The sequence below is a fragment of the Enterobacter soli genome (genome assembly GCF_964208575.1).
Classification (GTDB): Bacteria; Pseudomonadota; Gammaproteobacteria; order Enterobacterales; family Enterobacteriaceae; genus Enterobacter; species Enterobacter soli_A.
On the sequence record NZ_CAXOFU010000025.1, the window covers coordinates 45,532 to 64,497 of the forward strand.

General features: G+C 59.1%; 22 protein-coding genes. 12 read left to right on the forward strand and 10 right to left on the reverse strand.

Annotated features, from left to right (window positions below; all coding sequences use genetic code 11):
* Nucleotides 1–17 precede the first annotated feature (17 nt).
* The 8 genes from ftsB (at nt 18) to rpoS (ending at nt 6,241) form a co-directional block, all read left to right on the forward strand.
* Nucleotides 18–329, forward strand: coding sequence for a cell division protein FtsB (ftsB, locus tag AB6V08_RS20415; protein ID WP_003862095.1), 312 nt, complete (start codon nt 18–20; stop codon nt 327–329).
* An 18-nt stretch (nt 330–347) separates the two neighbouring features.
* On the forward strand, nt 348–1,058 hold the full coding sequence (gene ispD / locus AB6V08_RS20420) for a 2-C-methyl-D-erythritol 4-phosphate cytidylyltransferase (RefSeq protein WP_368544630.1): 711 nt from the start codon (nt 348–350) through the stop codon (nt 1,056–1,058).
* Entirely contained in the window at nt 1,058–1,537 is a 480-nt protein-coding gene (ispF, locus tag AB6V08_RS20425) for a 2-C-methyl-D-erythritol 2,4-cyclodiphosphate synthase (protein WP_368544631.1), read from the forward strand. The genes ispD and ispF overlap by 1 nt, the downstream gene beginning before the upstream one ends.
* Nucleotides 1,534–2,583: a tRNA pseudouridine(13) synthase TruD gene (gene truD / locus AB6V08_RS20430; protein WP_368544632.1), complete on the forward strand. Its 1,050-nt coding sequence runs from the start codon at nt 1,534–1,536 to the stop codon at nt 2,581–2,583. The genes ispF and truD overlap by 4 nt, the downstream gene beginning before the upstream one ends.
* Nucleotides 2,564–3,325 (forward strand): 5'/3'-nucleotidase SurE, encoded by a 762-nt coding sequence (gene surE / locus AB6V08_RS20435; RefSeq protein WP_368544633.1) that lies wholly within the window; start codon nt 2,564–2,566, stop codon nt 3,323–3,325. The genes truD and surE overlap by 20 nt, the downstream gene beginning before the upstream one ends.
* Nucleotides 3,319–3,945, forward strand: a complete 627-nt coding sequence (locus AB6V08_RS20440) for a protein-L-isoaspartate(D-aspartate) O-methyltransferase (RefSeq protein WP_368544634.1) — start codon at nt 3,319–3,321, stop codon at nt 3,943–3,945. Before surE ends, AB6V08_RS20440 begins: the two co-directional genes overlap by 7 nt.
* Nucleotides 3,946–4,060: 115 nt before the next feature.
* The gene (gene nlpD / locus AB6V08_RS20445; RefSeq protein ID WP_368544635.1) at nt 4,061–5,188 is read left to right on the forward strand and encodes a murein hydrolase activator NlpD; all 1,128 of its coding nucleotides are present in this window, start codon (nt 4,061–4,063) and stop codon (nt 5,186–5,188) included.
* Between the two features lie 60 nt (nt 5,189–5,248).
* Nucleotides 5,249–6,241: an RNA polymerase sigma factor RpoS gene (gene rpoS / locus AB6V08_RS20450; protein WP_013098493.1), complete on the forward strand. Its 993-nt coding sequence runs from the start codon at nt 5,249–5,251 to the stop codon at nt 6,239–6,241.
* Nucleotides 6,242–6,297: 56 nt separating this feature from the next.
* Here rpoS and AB6V08_RS20455 read toward each other — a convergent pair whose 3' ends face one another.
* Nucleotides 6,298–6,675, reverse strand: a complete 378-nt coding sequence (locus AB6V08_RS20455; RefSeq protein WP_368544636.1) for a DUF4440 domain-containing protein — start codon at nt 6,673–6,675, stop codon at nt 6,298–6,300.
* A complete protein-coding gene (locus AB6V08_RS20460) occupies nt 6,672–7,088 on the reverse strand; it encodes a MarR family winged helix-turn-helix transcriptional regulator (protein WP_368544637.1) in 417 nt (138 codons plus the stop codon). The genes AB6V08_RS20455 and AB6V08_RS20460 overlap by 4 nt, the downstream gene beginning before the upstream one ends.
* Nucleotides 7,089–7,258: 170 nt before the next feature.
* On the opposite strand from AB6V08_RS20460, the gene AB6V08_RS20465 reads away from it, so the two are divergent.
* Genes AB6V08_RS20465 through AB6V08_RS20475 form a run of 3 tightly spaced genes read left to right on the forward strand, consistent with a single transcriptional unit; the run spans nt 7,259 to nt 9,511 of the window.
* Nucleotides 7,259–7,861 carry a non-oxidative hydroxyarylic acid decarboxylases subunit B gene (locus AB6V08_RS20465; RefSeq protein WP_368544638.1) on the forward strand — a complete coding sequence of 201 codons (603 nt, stop codon included), beginning with the start codon at nt 7,259–7,261 and terminating at the stop codon, nt 7,859–7,861.
* A complete protein-coding gene (locus AB6V08_RS20470; RefSeq protein ID WP_368544639.1) occupies nt 7,851–9,278 on the forward strand; it encodes a non-oxidative hydroxyarylic acid decarboxylases subunit C in 1,428 nt (475 codons plus the stop codon). The genes AB6V08_RS20465 and AB6V08_RS20470 overlap by 11 nt, the downstream gene beginning before the upstream one ends.
* An 11-nt stretch (nt 9,279–9,289) precedes the next feature.
* Nucleotides 9,290–9,511, forward strand: a complete 222-nt coding sequence (locus AB6V08_RS20475) for a non-oxidative hydroxyarylic acid decarboxylases subunit D (RefSeq protein ID WP_368544640.1) — start codon at nt 9,290–9,292, stop codon at nt 9,509–9,511.
* Between the two features lie 139 nt (nt 9,512–9,650).
* On the opposite strand, the gene mutS is transcribed toward AB6V08_RS20475, so the two are convergent.
* Complete coding sequence (gene mutS / locus AB6V08_RS20480; RefSeq protein WP_368544641.1) at nt 9,651–12,212, reverse strand: DNA mismatch repair protein MutS; 2,562 nt, start codon at nt 12,210–12,212, stop codon at nt 9,651–9,653.
* A 113-nt stretch (nt 12,213–12,325) separates the two neighbouring features.
* Entirely contained in the window at nt 12,326–12,556 is a 231-nt protein-coding gene (locus AB6V08_RS20485; protein ID WP_368544642.1) for a SymE family type I addiction module toxin, read from the reverse strand.
* A gap of 176 nt (nt 12,557–12,732) precedes the next feature.
* Between AB6V08_RS20485 and AB6V08_RS20490 the strand changes: the two genes are divergently transcribed.
* Nucleotides 12,733–13,077 (forward strand): nitrous oxide-stimulated promoter family protein, encoded by a 345-nt coding sequence (locus tag AB6V08_RS20490; protein ID WP_368544661.1) that lies wholly within the window; start codon nt 12,733–12,735, stop codon nt 13,075–13,077.
* A 7-nt stretch (nt 13,078–13,084) separates the two neighbouring features.
* Here the strand turns inward: AB6V08_RS20490 and flhA are convergent, their stop codons facing one another.
* The 6 genes from flhA to hypA all read right to left on the reverse strand — a co-directional run bounded on the left by flhA (nt 13,085) and on the right by hypA (nt 18,832).
* Nucleotides 13,085–15,157 carry a formate hydrogenlyase transcriptional activator FlhA gene (flhA, locus tag AB6V08_RS20495; protein ID WP_368544643.1) on the reverse strand — a complete coding sequence of 691 codons (2,073 nt, stop codon included), beginning with the start codon at nt 15,155–15,157 and terminating at the stop codon, nt 13,085–13,087.
* Between the two features lie 64 nt (nt 15,158–15,221).
* Nucleotides 15,222–16,232 (reverse strand): hydrogenase expression/formation protein HypE, encoded by a 1,011-nt coding sequence (gene hypE, locus AB6V08_RS20500; protein ID WP_368544644.1) that lies wholly within the window; start codon nt 16,230–16,232, stop codon nt 15,222–15,224.
* Nucleotides 16,229–17,350 (reverse strand): hydrogenase formation protein HypD, encoded by a 1,122-nt coding sequence (gene hypD / locus AB6V08_RS20505; protein ID WP_368544645.1) that lies wholly within the window; start codon nt 17,348–17,350, stop codon nt 16,229–16,231. Before hypD ends, hypE begins: the two co-directional genes overlap by 4 nt.
* Nucleotides 17,351–17,352: 2 nt before the next feature.
* On the reverse strand, nt 17,353–17,625 hold the full coding sequence (locus AB6V08_RS20510; protein ID WP_368544646.1) for a HypC/HybG/HupF family hydrogenase formation chaperone: 273 nt from the start codon (nt 17,623–17,625) through the stop codon (nt 17,353–17,355).
* Entirely contained in the window at nt 17,616–18,479 is an 864-nt protein-coding gene (gene hypB, locus AB6V08_RS20515; protein ID WP_368544647.1) for a hydrogenase nickel incorporation protein HypB, read from the reverse strand. Before hypB ends, AB6V08_RS20510 begins: the two co-directional genes overlap by 10 nt.
* Before the next feature lie 2 nt (nt 18,480–18,481).
* Nucleotides 18,482–18,832, reverse strand: coding sequence for a hydrogenase maturation nickel metallochaperone HypA (gene hypA / locus AB6V08_RS20520; RefSeq protein WP_368544648.1), 351 nt, complete (start codon nt 18,830–18,832; stop codon nt 18,482–18,484).
* Nucleotides 18,833–18,966: the final 134 nt, after the last annotated feature.

Consider the following 18,966-nt stretch of genomic DNA (forward strand, 5'->3'; position numbering starts at 1 on the left):
TTTTTTCAGGGGGCAGGATGGGTAAATTAACGCTGCTGTTGCTGGCTTTGCTGGTCTGGCTGCAATATTCGCTGTGGTTCGGTAAGAACGGCCTGCACGACTATAGCCGGGTGAGCGATGACGTCGCGGCTCAGCAGGCAACAAACGCCAAACTTAAAGCGCGAAACGATCAACTCTTTGCTGAAATTGATGACCTCAATGGCGGGCAAGAGGCGATTGAGGAACGCGCACGTAATGAACTCAGTATGACTAAGCCGGGCGAAACCTTTTATCGTCTGGTTCCGGATGCGTCTAAACGCAATCAGGGCTCAGCACAAAACAATCGATAATCAGCCCAGGATTACGACATGGCAGTGACTTTTTCGCACGTATGCGCCGTGGTGCCAGCCGCAGGCTTTGGGCGGCGTATGCAGACAGAATGTCCTAAGCAATACCTCTCAATTGGCGATAAAACGATCCTTGAACACGCCGTGGCGGCGCTTCTGGCGAACCCACGGGTGACGCGCGTGATCATCGCCATCAGCCCCGGTGACGTTCGCTTTGCCGAACTCCCGCTGGCGAATCACCCTCAAATCACCGTTGTTGATGGCGGCGCAGAGCGCGCCGACTCCGTGCTGGCGGGCATTCAGGCCGCCGGCGATGCGCAGTGGGTGCTGGTACACGACGCCGCGCGTCCGTGCCTGCATCAGGACGACCTCGCGCGTCTGTTAGCCATCAGCGAAACCAGCCGCGTGGGCGGCATTCTGGCGGCGCCGGTGCGCGACACCATGAAACGCGCCGAGCCGGGCGCGCACGCCATCGCCCACACCGTTGAGCGCGTCGATTTATGGCACGCGCTGACGCCGCAGTTTTTCCCGCGTGAACTACTCCACGACTGCTTAACGCGAGCGCTAAATGAAGGGGCAACCATCACCGATGAAGCCTCCGCGCTGGAGTATTGCGGATTCCACCCTGAGCTTGTTGAAGGGCGCGCTGATAATATAAAAGTGACGCGCCCGGAAGATTTACAGCTCGCGGAATTTTATCTTACCCGTTCGACCCATCAGGAGAAGGCATAATGCGAATTGGACACGGTTTTGATGTACACGCCTTTGGCGGAGAAGGCCCAATTATCATTGGCGGCGTTCGTATTCCCTACGAGAAAGGGCTGCTGGCGCATTCTGATGGCGACGTGGCGCTCCATGCGTTGACCGATGCGCTGCTCGGCGCCGCCGCGCTGGGCGATATCGGCAAGCTGTTCCCGGACACCGATCCGGCGTTTAAAGGGGCCGACAGCCGCGCGCTGCTGCGCGAAGCGTGGCGCCGTATTCAGGCTAAGGGCTACACGCTTGGCAACGTCGACGTGACGATCATCGCCCAGGCGCCGAAGATGCTGCCGCACATCCCGCAGATGCGGGTGTTCATTGCAGAGGATCTGGGCTGCCATATGGACGACGTCAACGTGAAAGCCACCACCACGGAAAAACTCGGCTTTACCGGCCGCGGCGAGGGTATCGCCTGCGAAGCCGTGGCGCTCCTGGTGAAGGCAAGCAAATGACCGACTTCGAAAACCTGACCTGGCTGCACGGCAAACCTCAGGGCAACGGCCTGCTGAAAGCCAACCCGGAAGACTTCGTGGTGGTGGAAGATTTAGGCTTCGCGCCGGATGGCGAAGGCGAACATATTCTGGTTCGTATTCTGAAAAATGGCTGCAATACCCGATTTGTGGCTGACGCGCTGGCAAAATTCCTTAAAATCCACGCCCGCGAAGTGAGCTTCGCCGGGCAGAAAGATAAACACGCCGTCACCGAGCAGTGGCTGTGTGCGCGCGTGCCGGGCAACCAGATGCCTGATTTAAGCAAATTTGAGCTTGAAGGCTGTAAAGTCCTCGAATATGCCCGCCACAAGCGCAAGCTGCGCCTGGGGGCGCTCAAAGGCAACGACTTCACGCTGGTGCTGCGCGAAGTGACAAACCGTGACGACGTCGAGAAACGTCTGAATGCCATTCGCGAGCAGGGCGTACCGAACTACTTTGGCGCGCAGCGCTTTGGGATCGGCGGCAGCAACCTGCAGGGCGCGCTGCGCTGGGCGCAGAGCGATGCCCCGGTGCGCGACAGGAATAAACGCAGTTTTTGGTTGTCGGCGGCCCGCAGCGCGTTGTTTAATCAAATTGTGAGCGAACGTCTGAAAAAACCGGACGCGAATCAAGTTGTTGTCGGCGATGCGCTACAATTAGCGGGACGCGGAAGCTGGTTTGTGGCAACCGCCGAAGAGCTGGCCGATGTCCAGGCGCGCGTTGACGCGAAAACGCTGCTGATTACCGCTCCGCTGCCCGGGTCGGGCGACTGGGGGACGCAGGGTGAGGCATTAGCCGCAGAGCAAGCCGCCGTGGCGGATGCCCCAGAATTACAATCATTGCTGGTGCGGGAAAAAGTCGAAGCGGCACGCCGCGCGATGCTGCTCTACCCGCAGCAGCTTAGCTGGAACTGGTGGGATGACGTAACCGTCGAGTTACGCTTCTGGCTGCCGGCAGGCAGCTTTGCCACCAGCGTTGTCAGGGAACTTATCAACACTTCGGGTGACTATGCGAATATTGCTGAGTAACGATGATGGGATCCACGCCCCAGGCATTCAGACGCTGGCGAAAGCCCTGCGTGAATTTGCCGACGTGCAGGTGGTGGCCCCCGATCGTAACCGCAGCGGGGCCTCTAACTCGTTGACGCTGGAGTCGTCGCTTCGCACTTTTACCTTTGAAAATGGCGATATCGCCGTTCAGATGGGCACGCCGACCGACTGCGTGTTTTTGGGCGTCAACGCGCTGATGCGCCCGGGGCCGGATATCGTGGTGTCCGGCATCAACGCGGGGCCTAATCTCGGCGATGACGTGATCTACTCCGGTACGGTTGCCGCCGCAATGGAAGGCCGCCACCTCGGATTTCCGGCGCTGGCGGTGTCGCTGAACGGCCATCAGCACTATGAAACCGCAGCCGCGGTGACCTGCTCCATCTTGCGAGCCCTCAGCCGCGAGCCGCTGCGCACCGGGCGCATTCTCAACATCAACGTCCCCGATCTGCCGCTGGAAGAGATCAAAGGCATCCGCGTGACCCGCTGTGGAAGCCGCCATCCGGCGGATCAGGTGATCCCGCAGCAGGATCCGCGCGGCAACACCCTTTACTGGATCGGCCCGCCGGGTGAAAAGCACGACGCCGGGCCGGATACCGACTTCGCTGCGGTGGATGAAGGCTACGTTTCCGTCACCCCACTGCACGTGGATTTAACCGCTTATAACGCGCATGATGTGGTGTCGGGGTGGTTGGATCGCGCTGGAGTGAACACGCAATGGTAAGCAAACGTGTACAAACTCTTCTGGAACAATTACGCGCTCAGGGGATCGCGGACGAGCACGTGCTTGAGGCGCTGGCTCAGGTTCCCCGCGAGAAGTTTGTAGACGAGGCGTTTGAACACAAAGCGTGGGAAAACGTGGCGTTGCCCATCGGGCAGGGCCAGACCATTTCGCAGCCCTACATGGTGGCGCGCATGACGGAGCTGCTGGAGCTGACGCCGGAATCCCGCGTGCTGGAGATCGGCACCGGGTCGGGGTATCAAACGGCCATCCTGGCGCATCTGGTTCACCATGTCTGCTCGGTTGAGCGGATAAAAGGTTTGCAGTGGCAGGCGCGTCGTCGCCTGAAACAACTTGATTTACATAATGTTTCGACACGTCACGGCGATGGATGGCAGGGTTGGCAGGCTCGCGCCCCGTTCGACGCCATTATCGTGACGGCCGCACCGCCTGAGATCCCGGCTGCGCTCTTATCGCAGCTGGATGAAGGCGGCATTCTTGTCTTGCCCGTGGGCGATGAACATCAGCTATTAAAGCGCGTTCGTCGGCGAGGGGACGAGTTCATCATCGATACTGTGGAAGCCGTGCGCTTCGTGCCTCTCGTAAAGGGAGAGCTGGCCTGAGACTCGGAATTTTCCAGGGTTATTAAGGCAAATTGAGCGTATGGTGTGGCGCAAATGGTTCGTGCCATCACAGTTAATTTAAGTCACTGGTAGTTATCACATTCCTGGGGGATAAATGAGCGCGGGAAGCCCAAAATTCACCATTAGCCGTGTTGCGGCATTGTCACTGGTTTCGCTATGGCTGGCAGGCTGTACAAGTTCTAATAACGCACCTGCGCCGGTAACTTCTGTAGGCGGGAACAGCGGCTCGGGAAGTACGTCCGGCGGAATGTTAATTACCCCTCCACCGAAAATGGGTACGTCTACACCGGTACAGCAGGCGCCGCAAATTCAGCCTGTTCAGACGCCGGTAGCGCAGCCAACGCAGATTCAGCCTGTGGAACAGCCCGTTCAGACCGAAAATGGCCGTATAGTTTATAACCGAAAGTACGGGAATATTCCGAAAGGCAGCTATACCGGTGGCAGCACCTATACCGTAAAACGCGGTGATACGCTGTTCTATATCGCGTGGATCACCGGGAACGATTTCCGCGACCTCGCACAGCGCAACAACGTCCAGGCACCGTATGGACTGGAAGTCGGGCAAACGCTCCAGGTTGGCAACGCGACGGGCACGCCGCTCACGCCGGGCAACACCGTTTCAGCAGCGGATGTGACCGCGCAAAATAACAGCGTAGTGCCTGCACAAAAATCCAGCACGGTGGTTGCTTCGCAACCTGTAATTACGTATTCTGAGGATTCAGGTGATCAGAGTGCTAACAAAATGTTGCCGAATAATAAAGGTACTGCGACTGTTGTCACAGCACCAGTTACGGCACCTGTGGTTAGCTCTTCACAACCGACCGCCAGCAGTCAGACCTCCAGTGCCGCTATTTCTGCATGGCGCTGGCCAACTGACGGCAAGGTTATCGAGAACTTCTCTTCTACCGAAGGTGGAAACAAAGGGATCGATATCGCAGGGAGTAAGGGACAGGCTATCATCGCGACCGCAGACGGACGCGTTGTGTATGCCGGTAACGCTCTGCGCGGTTACGGTAATCTTATTATCATCAAACATAACGATGATTACCTGAGTGCCTACGCCCATAACGACACAATGCTGGTCCGGGAACAACAAGAAGTTAAGGCGGGGCAAAAAATAGCTACTATGGGTAGCACCGGAACCAGTTCTACACGCTTGCATTTTGAAATTCGTTACAAGGGGAAATCCGTAAACCCGCTGCAATATTTACCGCAGCGATAATTTGACGAGGCATACCGTTCAAGGGTGTCTCGTTCAGGGATCACGGGTAGGAGCCACCTTATGAGTCAGAATACGCTGAAAGTTCATGATTTAAATGAAGATGCGGAATTTGATGAGAACGGAGCAGAGGCTTTTGACGAGAAAGCCTTAGTAGAAGAGGAACCCAGTGATAACGATTTAGCTGAAGAGGAGCTGTTATCGCAGGGTGCCACACAGCGTGTGCTGGACGCGACTCAGCTTTACCTTGGGGAGATTGGTTATTCTCCACTGTTAACGGCCGAAGAAGAAGTCTATTTCGCACGTCGTGCTTTGCGTGGTGATGTTGCCTCGCGCCGTCGCATGATTGAAAGTAACTTGCGTCTGGTCGTGAAAATTGCCCGTCGATACGGCAATCGTGGTCTGGCTTTGCTGGATCTGATTGAAGAGGGCAACTTAGGTCTCATCCGCGCAGTTGAGAAGTTTGACCCGGAACGCGGGTTCCGTTTCTCAACTTACGCTACCTGGTGGATTCGTCAGACCATCGAACGGGCAATTATGAACCAAACCCGTACGATCCGACTGCCGATTCACATCGTCAAAGAGTTGAACGTCTATCTGCGCACCGCGCGTGAGTTGTCCCATAAGCTGGACCACGAACCGAGCGCTGAAGAGATTGCCGAACAACTGGATAAACCCGTTGATGACGTCAGCCGCATGCTGCGTCTTAACGAGCGCATTACCTCAGTTGACACCCCGTTGGGTGGCGACTCCGAAAAAGCGCTGCTGGACATCCTGGCCGATGAAAAAGACAACGGCCCGGAAGACACCACGCAGGACGATGACATGAAACAGAGCATCGTCAAATGGCTGTTCGAACTGAACGCTAAACAGCGTGAAGTGCTGGCACGTCGTTTCGGTTTACTGGGGTATGAAGCTGCGACACTGGAAGATGTTGGCCGCGAAATTGGTCTGACTCGTGAACGTGTTCGCCAGATTCAGGTAGAAGGTCTGCGTCGCCTGCGTGAAATCCTGCAGGGTCAAGGGCTGAATATCGAAGCGCTGTTCCGCGAATAAGCACCCTTTCGTCAAAAAAGGCCAGTCGTGAGACTGGCCTTTTTCTTTTGTCTTTCTTAAGGATGCGTGGTTTCGTGCAGCAGGCGCCAGGTTATCGTGTCGCCTTCCTGATTCAGCACGGCGGTTGACCAGCGCACGTTTACCGGCTGGCCGGGCCGGGTTTGCGTTTCACGGTAGTGCAGCACCGCGCCGTTATCCCAGGTCTGCAACGTCGTTAATTCATCAATGTCGATCTTCAGTCCCGGACGGCTGCCGCGCTGAGCCTTCAGAAAGCCTGCCAGCGCAGCGTGATCCATATGCGTGCCGCCTGGGGGGATCATCAAAAAATCCTGGCGAAAACGGGCGAGCAGCGCGGCGTAATCGCCTTCACCCTTGCCTAACCAGTTTTCTAACGCGACGTGAGCATCGATAATTTCTGTTTCATAGCGGGTCATTCTTTCTCCTTTGCCATCATTTTGCGGATCAAATCCGTAAACTGTTGACGCTCGTCGGGGGTTAAACGTCCCAGAAAAGCCTCATCAACGTCGTTCCCAACCGGCTTGCAGCTCCCGAGCAGGGCTTCCCCTTCCGGCGTTAAGAAGACAAACCGGCGGCGCTTGTCGGCAGGATCGTGTTCGCGCTTCACCAGCCCGCGTGACTCCATGCGGCTCAGCATTTCGGCCAGCGTCGCTTTGGTGCTGACCGCCACCTCCGTTAACGCCACCTGTTCGATGCCTGGGTTTTCGGCAACGGAGCGCATCACCGCATATTGTGGTTTTGTAAGCTCCGGCAGCGCCTGCTGCCAGTGCGCGGTATGCTGTTGAAAAAGCTGACGTAACAGGTGAAACGCCTCTTGTCTCAGTTCCATGAACTCTCCTGCCTGAAAATCACCCCTCTATGATAGCCGTTATCGCCGGGGATTTTAACGCGGGCACTTTTAGCATTTAGTGTGATCGTGTACGAACAACCTTGTCATCAATACGATCCGGGAGTAGTGTACCCAACATGTTCGTATGCGAACGATTTGTGAGGTATCGAATGAGATTGATTGTTGGGATGACCGGGGCGACGGGCGCGCCGCTTGGCGTGGCGCTGCTTCAGGCGCTGCGCGAGATGCCGGACGTGGAAACGCATCTGGTGATGTCGAAATGGGCGAAAACCACTATCGAGCTGGAAACGCCTTTTACGGCGCAGGATGTCGCCGCGCTTGCGGATGTTGTCCACAGCCCGGCGGATCAGGCCGCCACCATCTCGTCCGGCTCGTTTCGCACCGACGGCATGATCGTTATCCCGTGCAGCATGAAAACGCTGGCGGGGATCCGTGCGGGCTACGCCGAAGGGCTGGTGGGACGCGCGGCAGATGTGGTGCTTAAAGAGGGCCGCAAGCTGGTGCTGGTGCCGCGCGAAACGCCGCTCAGCACCATCCATCTGGAGAACATGCTCGCACTTTCCCGCCTCGGCGTGGCCATGGTGCCGCCGATGCCCGCCTACTACAACCACCCGAAAACCGCCGACGACATTACCCAGCACATTGTGACCCGCGTGCTCGACCAGTTTGGCCTGGAGCACAAAAAGGCGCGTCGCTGGAACGGGCTGCAGGCGGCAAAACATTTTTCACAGGAGAATAAAGATGGCATTTGATGATTTGAGAAGCTTCCTGCAGGCGCTCGATGAGCAAGGGCAACTGCTGAAAATTGAAGAAGAGGTCAACGCCGAGCCGGATCTGGCGGCGGCAGCCAACGCTACCGGACGCATTGGCGACGGCGCGCCCGCCGTCTGGTTCGACAACATTCGCGGATTTACCGACGCCCGCGTGGTGATGAACACCATCGGCTCCTGGCAAAACCACGCGATATCGATGGGGCTGCCGGCCAATACCCCGGTGAAAAGCCAGATTGACGAGTTTATCCGCCGCTGGGACCGATTCCCCGTTGCCCCCGAGCGCCGCGCAAACCCGGCCTGGGCCGAGAACACGGTAGATGGCGAAGACATTAACCTGTTCGACATCCTGCCGCTTTTTCGTCTGAACGATGGCGACGGCGGTTTCTATCTCGACAAAGCCTGCGTGGTGTCACGCGATCCGCTCGACCCGGACAACTTCGGCAAGCAGAACGTGGGCATCTACCGTATGGAAGTGAAGGGCAAGCGCAAGCTGGGCCTGCAGCCTGTTCCGATGCACGACATTGCGCTGCATCTGCATAAAGCGGAGGAGCGGGGCGAAGATCTGCCGATTGCGATCACCCTGGGCAACGATCCTATCATTACGCTGATGGGCGCGACGCCGCTGAAATACGATCAGTCTGAGTACGAAATGGCCGGCGCGCTGCGCGAAAGCCCGTACCCGATCGCCACCGCGCCGCTGACCGGTTTCGATGTGCCCTGGGGCTCTGAGGTCATCCTCGAAGGGGTGATTGAAGGACGCAAGCGCGAAATCGAAGGGCCGTTCGGCGAGTTTACCGGACATTATTCCGGCGGACGCAACATGACCGTGGTGCGTATCGACAAGGTCTCATACCGCACCAGGCCGATTTTTGAATCGCTGTATCTCGGAATGCCGTGGACGGAAATCGACTATCTGATGGGCCCGGCGACCTGCGTGCCGCTCTATCAGCAGCTGAAGGCAGAGTTCCCGGAAGTGCAGGCGGTGAACGCCATGTATACCCACGGACTGCTGGCGATTATCTCCACCAAAAAACGCTACGGCGGCTTTGCCCGCGCCGTGGGGCTTCGCGCCATGACCACGCCGCACGGTCTGGGCTACGTGAAGATGGTGATTATGGTCGATGAAGATGTCGATCCGTTTAACCTGCCGCAGGTAATGTGGGCGCTCTCCTCGAAAGTGAACCCCGCAGGGGATCTGGTTCAGCTGCCGAACATGTCGGTGCTGGAGCTTGACCCGGGCTCCAGTCCGGCGGGGATCACCGACAAGCTGATTATTGATGCCACCACGCCCGTTGCACCGGACAACCGGGGCCACTATAGCCAGCCGGTACAGGATCTTCCTGAAACCAAAGCCTGGGCTGAAAAACTGACCGCCATGCTGGCCGCACGTAAATAAAGGAGGGGATTATGATTTGTCCACGTTGTGCTGATGAGCATATTGAAGTGATGGCGACATCTCCGGTAGAAGGTGTCTGGACGGTGTATCAGTGCCAGCACTGTCTCTATACCTGGCGCAATACCGAACCGCTGCGTCGTACCAGCCGCGAGCACTATCCGGAAGCGTTTCGTATGACGCAGAAGGATATTGATGAAGCGCCGCAGGTGCCGACCATCCCGCCGCTGCTGTAAAAAAAGCCCGGTGGCGCTACGCTTACCGGGCGATAATATTGTGCGGTCTTTTTTGCCGGGTGGCGGCTTCGCCTTACCCGGCCTACAAAACCGTAGGCCCGGTAAGCGTAGCGCCACCGGGCAAAAAGACCGCAGAGAACTAAACCAGACTCTTCAGCCGATAAATCCACTCCAGCGCCTGACGCGGCGTCAGTGAATCCGGATCGAGATTTTCCAACGCCTCCACGGCAGGCGAAGTCTCTTCTGCTGGCACCAGCAACGACATCTGCGTACCGTCGACCTGCGTTGCCGCCGCGTTCGGCGACAGGCTCTCCAGCTCGCGCAGCTTCTGACGCGCACGTTTGATAACGTCCTTCGGCACGCCCGCCAGGGCCGCCACCGCCAGACCGTAGCTCTTGCTCGCCGCCCCGTCCTGCACCGTGTGCATGAACGCGATGGTATCACCGTGCTCCAGCGCATCGAGGTGGACGTTCGCCACGCCTTCCATCTTCTCCGGCAGCTGCGTCAGTTCGAAGTAGTGCGTCGCGAACAGGGTCATCGCCTTGATCTTATTCGCCAGACTTTCAGCACAGGCCCACGCCAGGGACAGGCCGTCGTAGGTGGAGGTGCCGCGCCCGACTTCGTCCATCAGCACCAGGCTGTGTTCCGTGGCGTTGTGCAGAATATTGGCGGTTTCGGTCATTTCCACCATGAAGGTCGAGCGTCCGCTTGCCAGATCGTCCGCCGCGCCTACGCGGGTGAAGATGCGGTCGATAGGGCCAATCTCGACCTTTTGCGCCGGGACATAGCTGCCGATGTAGGCAAGCAGCGCGATAAGCGCGGTCTGTCGCATATAGGTACTTTTACCGCCCATGTTCGGACCGGTGATGATCAGCATTCGTCTTTGCGGCGACAGGCTCAGCGGGTTGGCGATAAACGGCTCGTTCAGCACCTGCTCAACCACCGGATGACGACCTTCGGTAATGCGGATACCCGGCTTGTCGGTAAAGGTCGGGCAGGTGTAGTTCAGCGCGTCGGCACGTTCTGCCAGGTTTACCAGCACGTCCAGCTCCGCAAGGGCGCTGGCGCTGAGCTGCAGATCCCCAAGGTGCGGCATCAGCATGTCGAACAGCTCTTCGTAGAGCTGCTTTTCCAGGGCCAGCGCTTTGCCTTTCGAGGTCAGAACTTTGTCTTCGTACTCTTTCAGCTCAGGGATGATGTAGCGTTCGGCGTTTTTCAGCGTCTGACGGCGCACGTAGTGGATGGGCGCCAGATGGCTCTGCCCGCGGCTGATCTGAATGTAGTAGCCGTGAACCGCGTTATAGCCCACTTTCAGGGTGTCGAGACCAAGACGTTCGCGCTCGCGGATCTCCAGCTTGTCGAGGTAATCCGTTGCGCCGTCCGCCAGCGCGCGCCATTCGTCCAGCTCCGCGTTATAGCCCGGGGCAATCACGCCGCCATCGCGCACCAGAACCGGCGGCGCGTCGATGATGGCGCGCTCCAGCAGCTCGCGCAGCTCGGTGAATTCGCCCATGGTTTCGCGCAGCTTCTGCACGGGCGCGCTGTCGACGTCGGCAAGCTGCGCGCGCAGCTCAGGAAGCTGCTGGAAGGCATGACGCATGCGCGCCAGGTCGCGGGGACGCGCGGTGCGCAGCGCCAGACGAGCCAGAATACGCTCCAGATCGCCCACCTGGCGCAGTACCGGCTGCAGCTCGCTCGCACGATCCTGCAGCGCGGCAATCGTCTGCTGGCGGCTAATCAGCGTTTCGGTATTGCGAATGGGCATGTGCAGCCAGCGCTTGAGCATACGGCTGCCCATCGGCGTCACCGTGCTGTCGAGAACCGCAGCGAGGGTGTTTTCCACGCCGCCAGCCAGATTCTGGGTGATCTCCAGGTTGCGGCGGGTGGCGGCATCCATAATGATGCTGTCCTGCTGGCGCTCCATGGTGATCGAGCGGATGTGCGGCAGGGCGGTGCGCTGGGTGTCCTTCACGTATTGCAGCAGACAGCCTGCGGCGCACAGGCCGCGCGGGGCGTTTTCCACACCAAAACCGATCAGGTCGCGCGTGCCGAATTGCAAATTCAGCTGCTGGCGCGCGGTGTCAATTTCAAACTCCCACAGCGGACGACGACGCAGGCCGCGACGGCCTTCAATCAGCGACGTTTCGGCAAAATCTTCCGCGTACAGCAGCTCTGCCGGGTTGGTGCGCTGCAGCTCGGCGGCCATGGTTTCGCGATCCGCCGGTTCACTCAGGCGAAAACGCCCGGAGCTGATATCCAGCGTGGCGTAGCCGAAGCCTTTGCCGTCCTGCCAGAGTGCCGCCAGAAGATTATCCTGACGCTCCTGCAGCAGGGCTTCATCGCTGATGGTGCCCGGCGTTACGATGCGCACCACTTTGCGCTCTACCGGGCCTTTGGAGGTGGCCGGGTCGCCAATCTGCTCGCAAATCGCGACGGATTCCCCCTGATTGACCAGCTTCGCCAGGTAGTTTTCCACCGCGTGATGGGGAATGCCCGCCATCGGAATCGGCTCGCCCGCCGAGGCGCCGCGTTTGGTCAGGGAGATGTCGAGCAGCTGCGACGCGCGTTTAGCATCGTCATAGAAAAGCTCGTAAAAATCGCCCATCCGATAAAACAGTAGGATCTCCGGATGCTGAGCTTTGAGCTTGAGGTACTGCTGCATCATCGGGGTATGAGCGTCGAAATTGTCGATTGTGGTCATGGAGTTATGATATCCATTTCTTTGATAATATTGCGCTTTGAGCGACTCGTTGGTCGTTAGTTCCCTCTATTGTCGCATGAAAAAATGGCGCGGCGCAGAAAAATGTCGCGGCTTTACGAGATGCATTCCGGCACAAGCTCGATAACGATTTTTCCATGCTCAATACCCACTCTCACCTGCGAATTTGTGGTAAATCCGGCCTCTTCCAGCCAGTCGCCTTTCAGGCTCAACGCGGCATGAACGCTATAGCGCGTCGGGATCTTCGTTTTACGATCTTCGTGGCGTTTTCTGAAGTACCCCACCTTTAAGTGGCGAAGCGGTCGGGTGATGGCTGTCTGTTGCATAGGCTCTCCGGTCAATGGCGCCAGCGCGCGCTCTGAATTGCCTGTATAAAATACCAGTAAAATGGACGGGGAGAAGGTGTAAAACTGGAAGGCGTCTTCAGGAAATGAAATGCAACGACTGAAATGGACGGTATAAAGGGGTATTATAAATGCAATTTATTGATCGGTATCCCGCTATGTCTGGCAAACGCATTACCCGCGAAAAAGAAACCATCGCAAAAATGATCGCCCTGTATGAAAAGCAGTGCCCGCAGGCTTCGAAAGAGGAAGGGCATTATCGGGCGCTGAACGCTTACGCGGACAAGCGCCTGGATAAATGCGTGTTCGGTGAGGAAAAGCCCGCCTGTAAGCAGTGCCCGGTACACTGCTACCAGCCTGCTAAACGTGAAGAGATGAAGCAGATCATGCGCTGGGCGGGGCCGCGCATGCTATGGCGTCACCCCATTCTGACCGTTCGCCATCTGATTGACGACCGCCGTCCGGTGCCCGAATTACCGGAAAAGTACCGTCCTAAAAAGTAGCGCAGGGCTACAGCAGGCTCTCTTTATCGATCCCCAGCCGCTTCATGCGCGAGAGCAGAGTGGTGCGCTTGAGTCCGAGGCGCTGCGCGGCTCCCTTCGGCCCGGCGACCACGCCGTTAGTCTCTTTAAGCACGCGCATAATCAGCTGAAATTCGTCTTCGCCGTCCTGCGCCACTTCCGCCGCCGCGCGCGGCACCTCCGGCATCGCCACTTCGGGCAGCGAAAGCTGCAGCACGTTGCCGCGCGTTAACAGCACCGCGCGCTCAATGACGTTCTCCAGCTCGCGCACGTTGCCCGGCCATTCCATCGAGGAGAGCGTGCGTAAGGTCTCTGCCGGAATGCTGTCGATGCTGCGCCCCATCCGGCGGGCAATCTTGGCGGTAAAGGCTTTCACCAGCAGCGGAATGTCTTCCGGGCGCTCGCGCAGCGGCGGGAGGAAGATAGGGAAGACGTTCAGGCGATAGTACAGGTCGCTTCGAAACTCGCGGTCGGCGACCATTTTTTTCAGGTCGCGGTTGGTGGCGGCAATCAGCCGCACGTCGGTCTGGATAAGCTTGTTGCTGCCGAGGCGTTCAAACTCCTGCTCCTGCAACACGCGCAGCAGCTTCGGCTGGAGCTCCAGCGGCATATCGCCCACTTCATCGAGGAACAGCGAGCTTTTATCCGCCAGCTCGAAGCGTCCCAGGCGTTGGCTGCTGGCACCGGTAAACGCGCCGCGCTCGTGGCCGAAGAGGTCGCTTTCCAGCAGGCCCGCCGGCATCGCGGCGCAGTTCATTTTCACCATCCGGCGGCTGTTGCGGTTGCTGAGGTTGTGAATGGCGCGGGCAATCAGCTCTTTCCCGGTGCCCGTCTCCCCCAGAATCAGCACCGTGCTGTCGCTTTGCGCCACCATTTCCACCTGCTTGAGCACGCTGTACATCGCGTCGCTGCGGCCGATGATTTCCCCGAATTCGCTGTCGACGTTGTTGAGCTGCTCGGTCAGCGCCAGGTTTTCATCCACCAGCCGCTCTTTCAGGCGGTGGATCTCCTGGTAGGCCAGCGCGTTATCCAGCGCGATAGAGATACGTTCGGCGATCTGGCGCAGCAGCTTGAGGTTGGCGGTAGTGAACACGCCCTCTTCGCACTGGGCCAGCTTCAGCACGCCGAGCATGGTGTTGCCGGACATCAGCGGCAGCAGGCACAGGGTCTGGATCTTGGTGCCCCAGGCGTTAAACAGCATCCGCTCATAGGGGGCGAGCACGTCCCGCTCGTTCAGGTTCAGCAGCAAAATCTCTTTGCTCTTAAACACCCGCTCGGACAGGGTTCCCGCTTCATCCACCTCGCTCTGCTCGTGCGCCGGATTGGCTTCGTCCAGGTAGTGGGTGGAGTAGAGGTTGAGCTTGCCCTTGCGGCTGCTGCGCAGCGCAATGCTAATCGCGTCGATTTTAAAGTAGTGGTGGATCTCTTTCGAGACTTCGCTCACCAGCTCGTCCATGTCGAGGCGCGAAAGCACGGCGTTGGTGATGGCGACCAGAATGCGGAAGTTGTCGCGCTCGCGGCTCAGCAGGTCGTAATCGACGTTGTTAGTGACGCGGCTTTGGATCTGCTCCGCCACCACGCCGACAATCTGGGTGAAGGTGTGTAAGCGCTCATACTCCGCATCGCTCCAGGGCTGGTTGGCGTTGCGGATAAACTCGCAGCCGCCAAAAATATGCCCTTCCGCCGCCAGCGGCAGCAGGCAGTAGTGGCCGAAAGGCTGATAGAGATTGCTTTGCGCCAGCATCGGCCAGGCCTGGCTGAACTCGTCAAAGCTACAGTGCAGCGCTTCCGGGCGGGAGAGAATGCGCCGTACCGGGCCGTGCGCCAGAATGGTTTCATCTTCGTATTCAAAGGGTTTGCCGCTGTCGCGCGCGGAAAAATAGCTCGCGCGATGACTCCCGCTGTGCCACAGCACAACGGCGGCGCTGTCTGCCAGCGCCGACTGCCTGACCAGCCGGGTCAGGGCGTCGCTAAGCGCGCCGAGATCCGGCTGCTGTAAAAGAGTGCGCGTGATGTCAAACAGGCCCTGCTGGCCAAGATCGCTCATCGGTGTATACGGCATTATTGCTTTCCAGTTGAAACGGGCAAAAAAGATAAATTCAGCGCTGGCCGCTTTTGGCGCGGCTCTAGCAGATTCGGGGTAAAGGCTCGGCGTGCGGGAGATCCAGCGTGCGCTTCACGCCGTAAAGCCCGGTCAGGCGCACCCCTTTGCGCTCAACCACTTCACCGATAATCGCGGCATCTTTCCCCAGCGGGTGCGACCGCAGCTGCGCCAGCGCCGCCTCGGCGCTGTCGCGCGCCACGCCGATCACCAGCTTGCCTTCATTGGCAAAGTTTAGCGGATCGAGCCCAAGTAGCTCGCATAACCCGCGCACCGCAGGTTTCACCGGCAGCCCGCACTCGTTTAGCTCAATGCCGCATCCGCAGCTTGCCGCAAATTCGTGGACCACGGCATTGACGCCGCCGCGGGTGGCATCGCGCAGGGCTTTCACCCCCTTCAGGGAGCGCAGCGTCTGGATAAGCGGCGTCAGAATGGCGCAGTCGCTGCGCAGCTCGCCGTCCAGACCCAGCCCTTCGCGCAGGTTCAGTATGGTGGCGCCGTGGCAGCCCAGCGTGCCGCTCACGATCAGCACATCGCCCACGTCAAGCTGCTGCGCGCCCCAGCGGATGTCGGACGGGATCGCCCCCATTCCGGCGGTGTTGATAAACAGCTTGTCGGCCGCGCCGCGCTGAACCACTTTGGTGTCTCCGGTCACGATGGCGATATCCGCCTCGCGGGCGGCCTGCGCCATGCTGTTGACCACCGCGGTCAGGGTGTCAAGGGGCAGCCCCTCTTCAAGGATAAACCCGCAGGAGAGATAGCGGGGAACGGCGCCGCTGACGGCGACATCGTTTGCCGTGCCGCATACCGCCAGCTTGCCGATATCGCCGCCGGGGAAGAACAGCGGATCGATCACGTAGCTGTCGGTGGAGAACGCCAGCCGATCGCCCTGGGCGGTGAGGGTGGCGAGGTCAATGCGCGCCTGGTCTTCCTGTTCGGCGAGCCAGGGATTGTTAAACGCCTCCATGAACAGCCGGCTGATAAGCTGCTGCATCGCCTGACCGCCGCTTCCGTGCGCCATTTCAACCCTGTTCATACTTCACTCTCCTGATTGCGATACTGATACCACGCGGCGCAGGCCCCTTCGGATGACACCATCAGGGCGCCAAAGGCCGTTTGCGGGTTACAGGTATTGCCAAATAACGGGCATTGATGGGGCTTACATTTACCGGTGAGCACCTCGCCGCAGCGGGCGCGGGGATCGTCGCAGACCTGCTGCGGCTGCGGATGAAAATGCGCTTCGGCGTCGAACGCGCGATAGGCCGGGGTCAGGCGCACGCCGGATTCGGCAATCAATCCCAGGCCGCGCCATTCGCTGTCGCCTTCGACGCAGAACACTTCGGCAATCGCCTTTTGCGCCAGCACATTGCCCGCGTCCGGCACCACGCGGCGATACTGATTTTCTACCGTACTCAGGGCCGCTATTTTCTGCTCAACCAGCAGGGTAACGCCTTGCAGTAGATCAAGTGGTTCGAAACCAGCCACGACTAACGGGCGATCGTACTCGTCGGCGATAAAGCCATACGCCGCCGTGCCGATGACCATGCTGACGTGCCCCGGCGCGAGAAACGCGTCGATGCCGTTGTCCGGCTCGTCGAGCAGGCTGCGCAGGGTCGGGATCAGCGTAATGTGCTGACAAAAGAAGAAAAAGTTGTCGAGATGTCGCGCTTTCGCCTGCTGTAGTGTGATGGCGGTGGCGGGCATGGTGGTTTCAAATCCCAGGCCAAAAAACACCACTTTGCGCTCGGGATTGTCTGCCGCCAGCGTCAGGGCATCCATCGGCGAGTAAACGATCCGCACGTCCGCGCCGCGCGCTCTGGCCTGGAGTAGCGAACCGTTTTTGCCCGGCACGCGCATGGCGTCGCCAAAGGTACAGAAGATGACCTCCGGCCGGCTGGCAATCTCAATGCAGCTGTCGATGCGCCCCATCGGCAGGACGCACACCGGGCAGCCGGGGCCGTGGATAAATTCGATGTTGTCCGGCAAGAGCTGGTCGAGGCCAAACTTGAAGATGGCGTGCGTATGCCCGCCGCACACCTCCATGATGCGCAGCGGCTTGTCGGCGGTGTAGCGCAGCAGGCCGGCGCGCGTTTTCAGGTGCGCAATCAGCTGCATCACCTGTTCCGGCGCGCGGTATTCATCAACGTAACGCATGGCTATCGCTCCTCGCCGTACAGCAGCGCCCCGACGTCAGGCTCCATCTCAAACATGTTTTGCAGGGCGTCCAGCGTGTCGCGCGCTTCGGCTTCGTTGATGACGCTCATCGCAAACCCGACGTGTACCAGCACCCACTGGCCGATGCGCGACGCGCCGTTTTCGTCTTCGCTGCCCACCAGCGTCAGGTCGACGTCGCGCAGGATGCCGCACACCTCTACCTTCGCCTGAACGCCGTCAATCGACTGGATTTGCCCCGGTACGCCTATGCACATCGTTCGTTCTCCAGCCAGCTCAGCCAGGCGTCCATGCCGTCGCCGCGCGTGGCGGAAACCAGCAGGATGGTAATGTCCGGGTTGACCTCCCGGGCGTACGCCAGGCATTTCTCCACGTCGAAGTTCAGGTATGGCAGCAGGTCGATTTTGTTCAGCAGCATCAGCGAGGCGGCGGCGAACATATGCGGATATTTCAGCGGCTTGTCTTCCCCTTCGGTCACCGAGAGCACCGCCACCTTATGCCGTTCCCCCAGGTCAAAGCTCGCCGGGCAAACCAGGTTGCCGACGTTTTCAATAAACAGCACGCCGTTATCCTGAATGGGCAGACGCGGCGCGGCGTCGGCAATCATCTGCGCGTCCAGATGGCAGCCTTTCCCGGTGTTCACCTGAACGGCGGGCGTGCCGGTTTCGCGAATGCGCGCGGCGTCGTTCACCGTCTGCTGATCCCCTTCGATTACCGCGCAGGACACCCGCGCGTTCAGGCGCTTCAGCGTTTCGGTGAGCAGCGTGGTTTTGCCCGAGCCGGGGCTGGAGACCAGGTTCAGCACCAGCTGCCTGCGGGCCGCGAAGCGGGCGCGGTTGCGGGCGGCAATCTGGTTGTTTTTGTCCAGCACGTTGATTTCCACTTCCAGCATCTGCCGCTGGCTGATGCCCGGCGCGTGGGTGCCCGCTTCGCCGTGCCCGTAATGCAGATCGCCCGCCGGGGATGTTTGCGGGGTAAAGGTCAGCCCGGTTAACGCCGCCGCCGGACGCGGGGCAGGGGAGAAGGGCGCAGAGCGAAACGCCGAGTGGGGGCGATGTTCGTCCCCTTCTATATAGAGGTTGCCTTCGGCACACCCGCAGGTACTACACATAGTTAATTCCTCTCGATTTCGAGGCGCTGGATTTGCATTCCGTCATCCGCCACGATGCGCAGCCCGGTGCTCTGGCACTGCGGGCAGCGCTGAACTTTGGACGACAGCAGCGTGACGTACTGCTGGCACTGCTCGCACCAGCATTCGGCCTGCTGCTCTTCAATATGCAGCGTGCAGCCTTCCGCCAGGGTGTCGCGACACACCAGCTCAAAGCAAAAGGTGAGGGCGCTGGTTTCGACGCAGGAAAATGCGCCGATCTTCAGCCAGACCCCGGTCACGCGTTTTGCGTTGTTCTGTACTGCCTGCTGTTCGATTAATTCCAGAGCCCGCTGGCAGAGGGTGATTTCGTGCATGACGCCTCCTCAATGAATTGCGCCATTGATGCAATAACGGTGCCATCTTGATTTTTGTTAGGGCGTGTCGATGTCATCGCTGTCGAAATGACACGTCGACATTGACGGTTTGACAGCGTGGGTTAGATTAAATT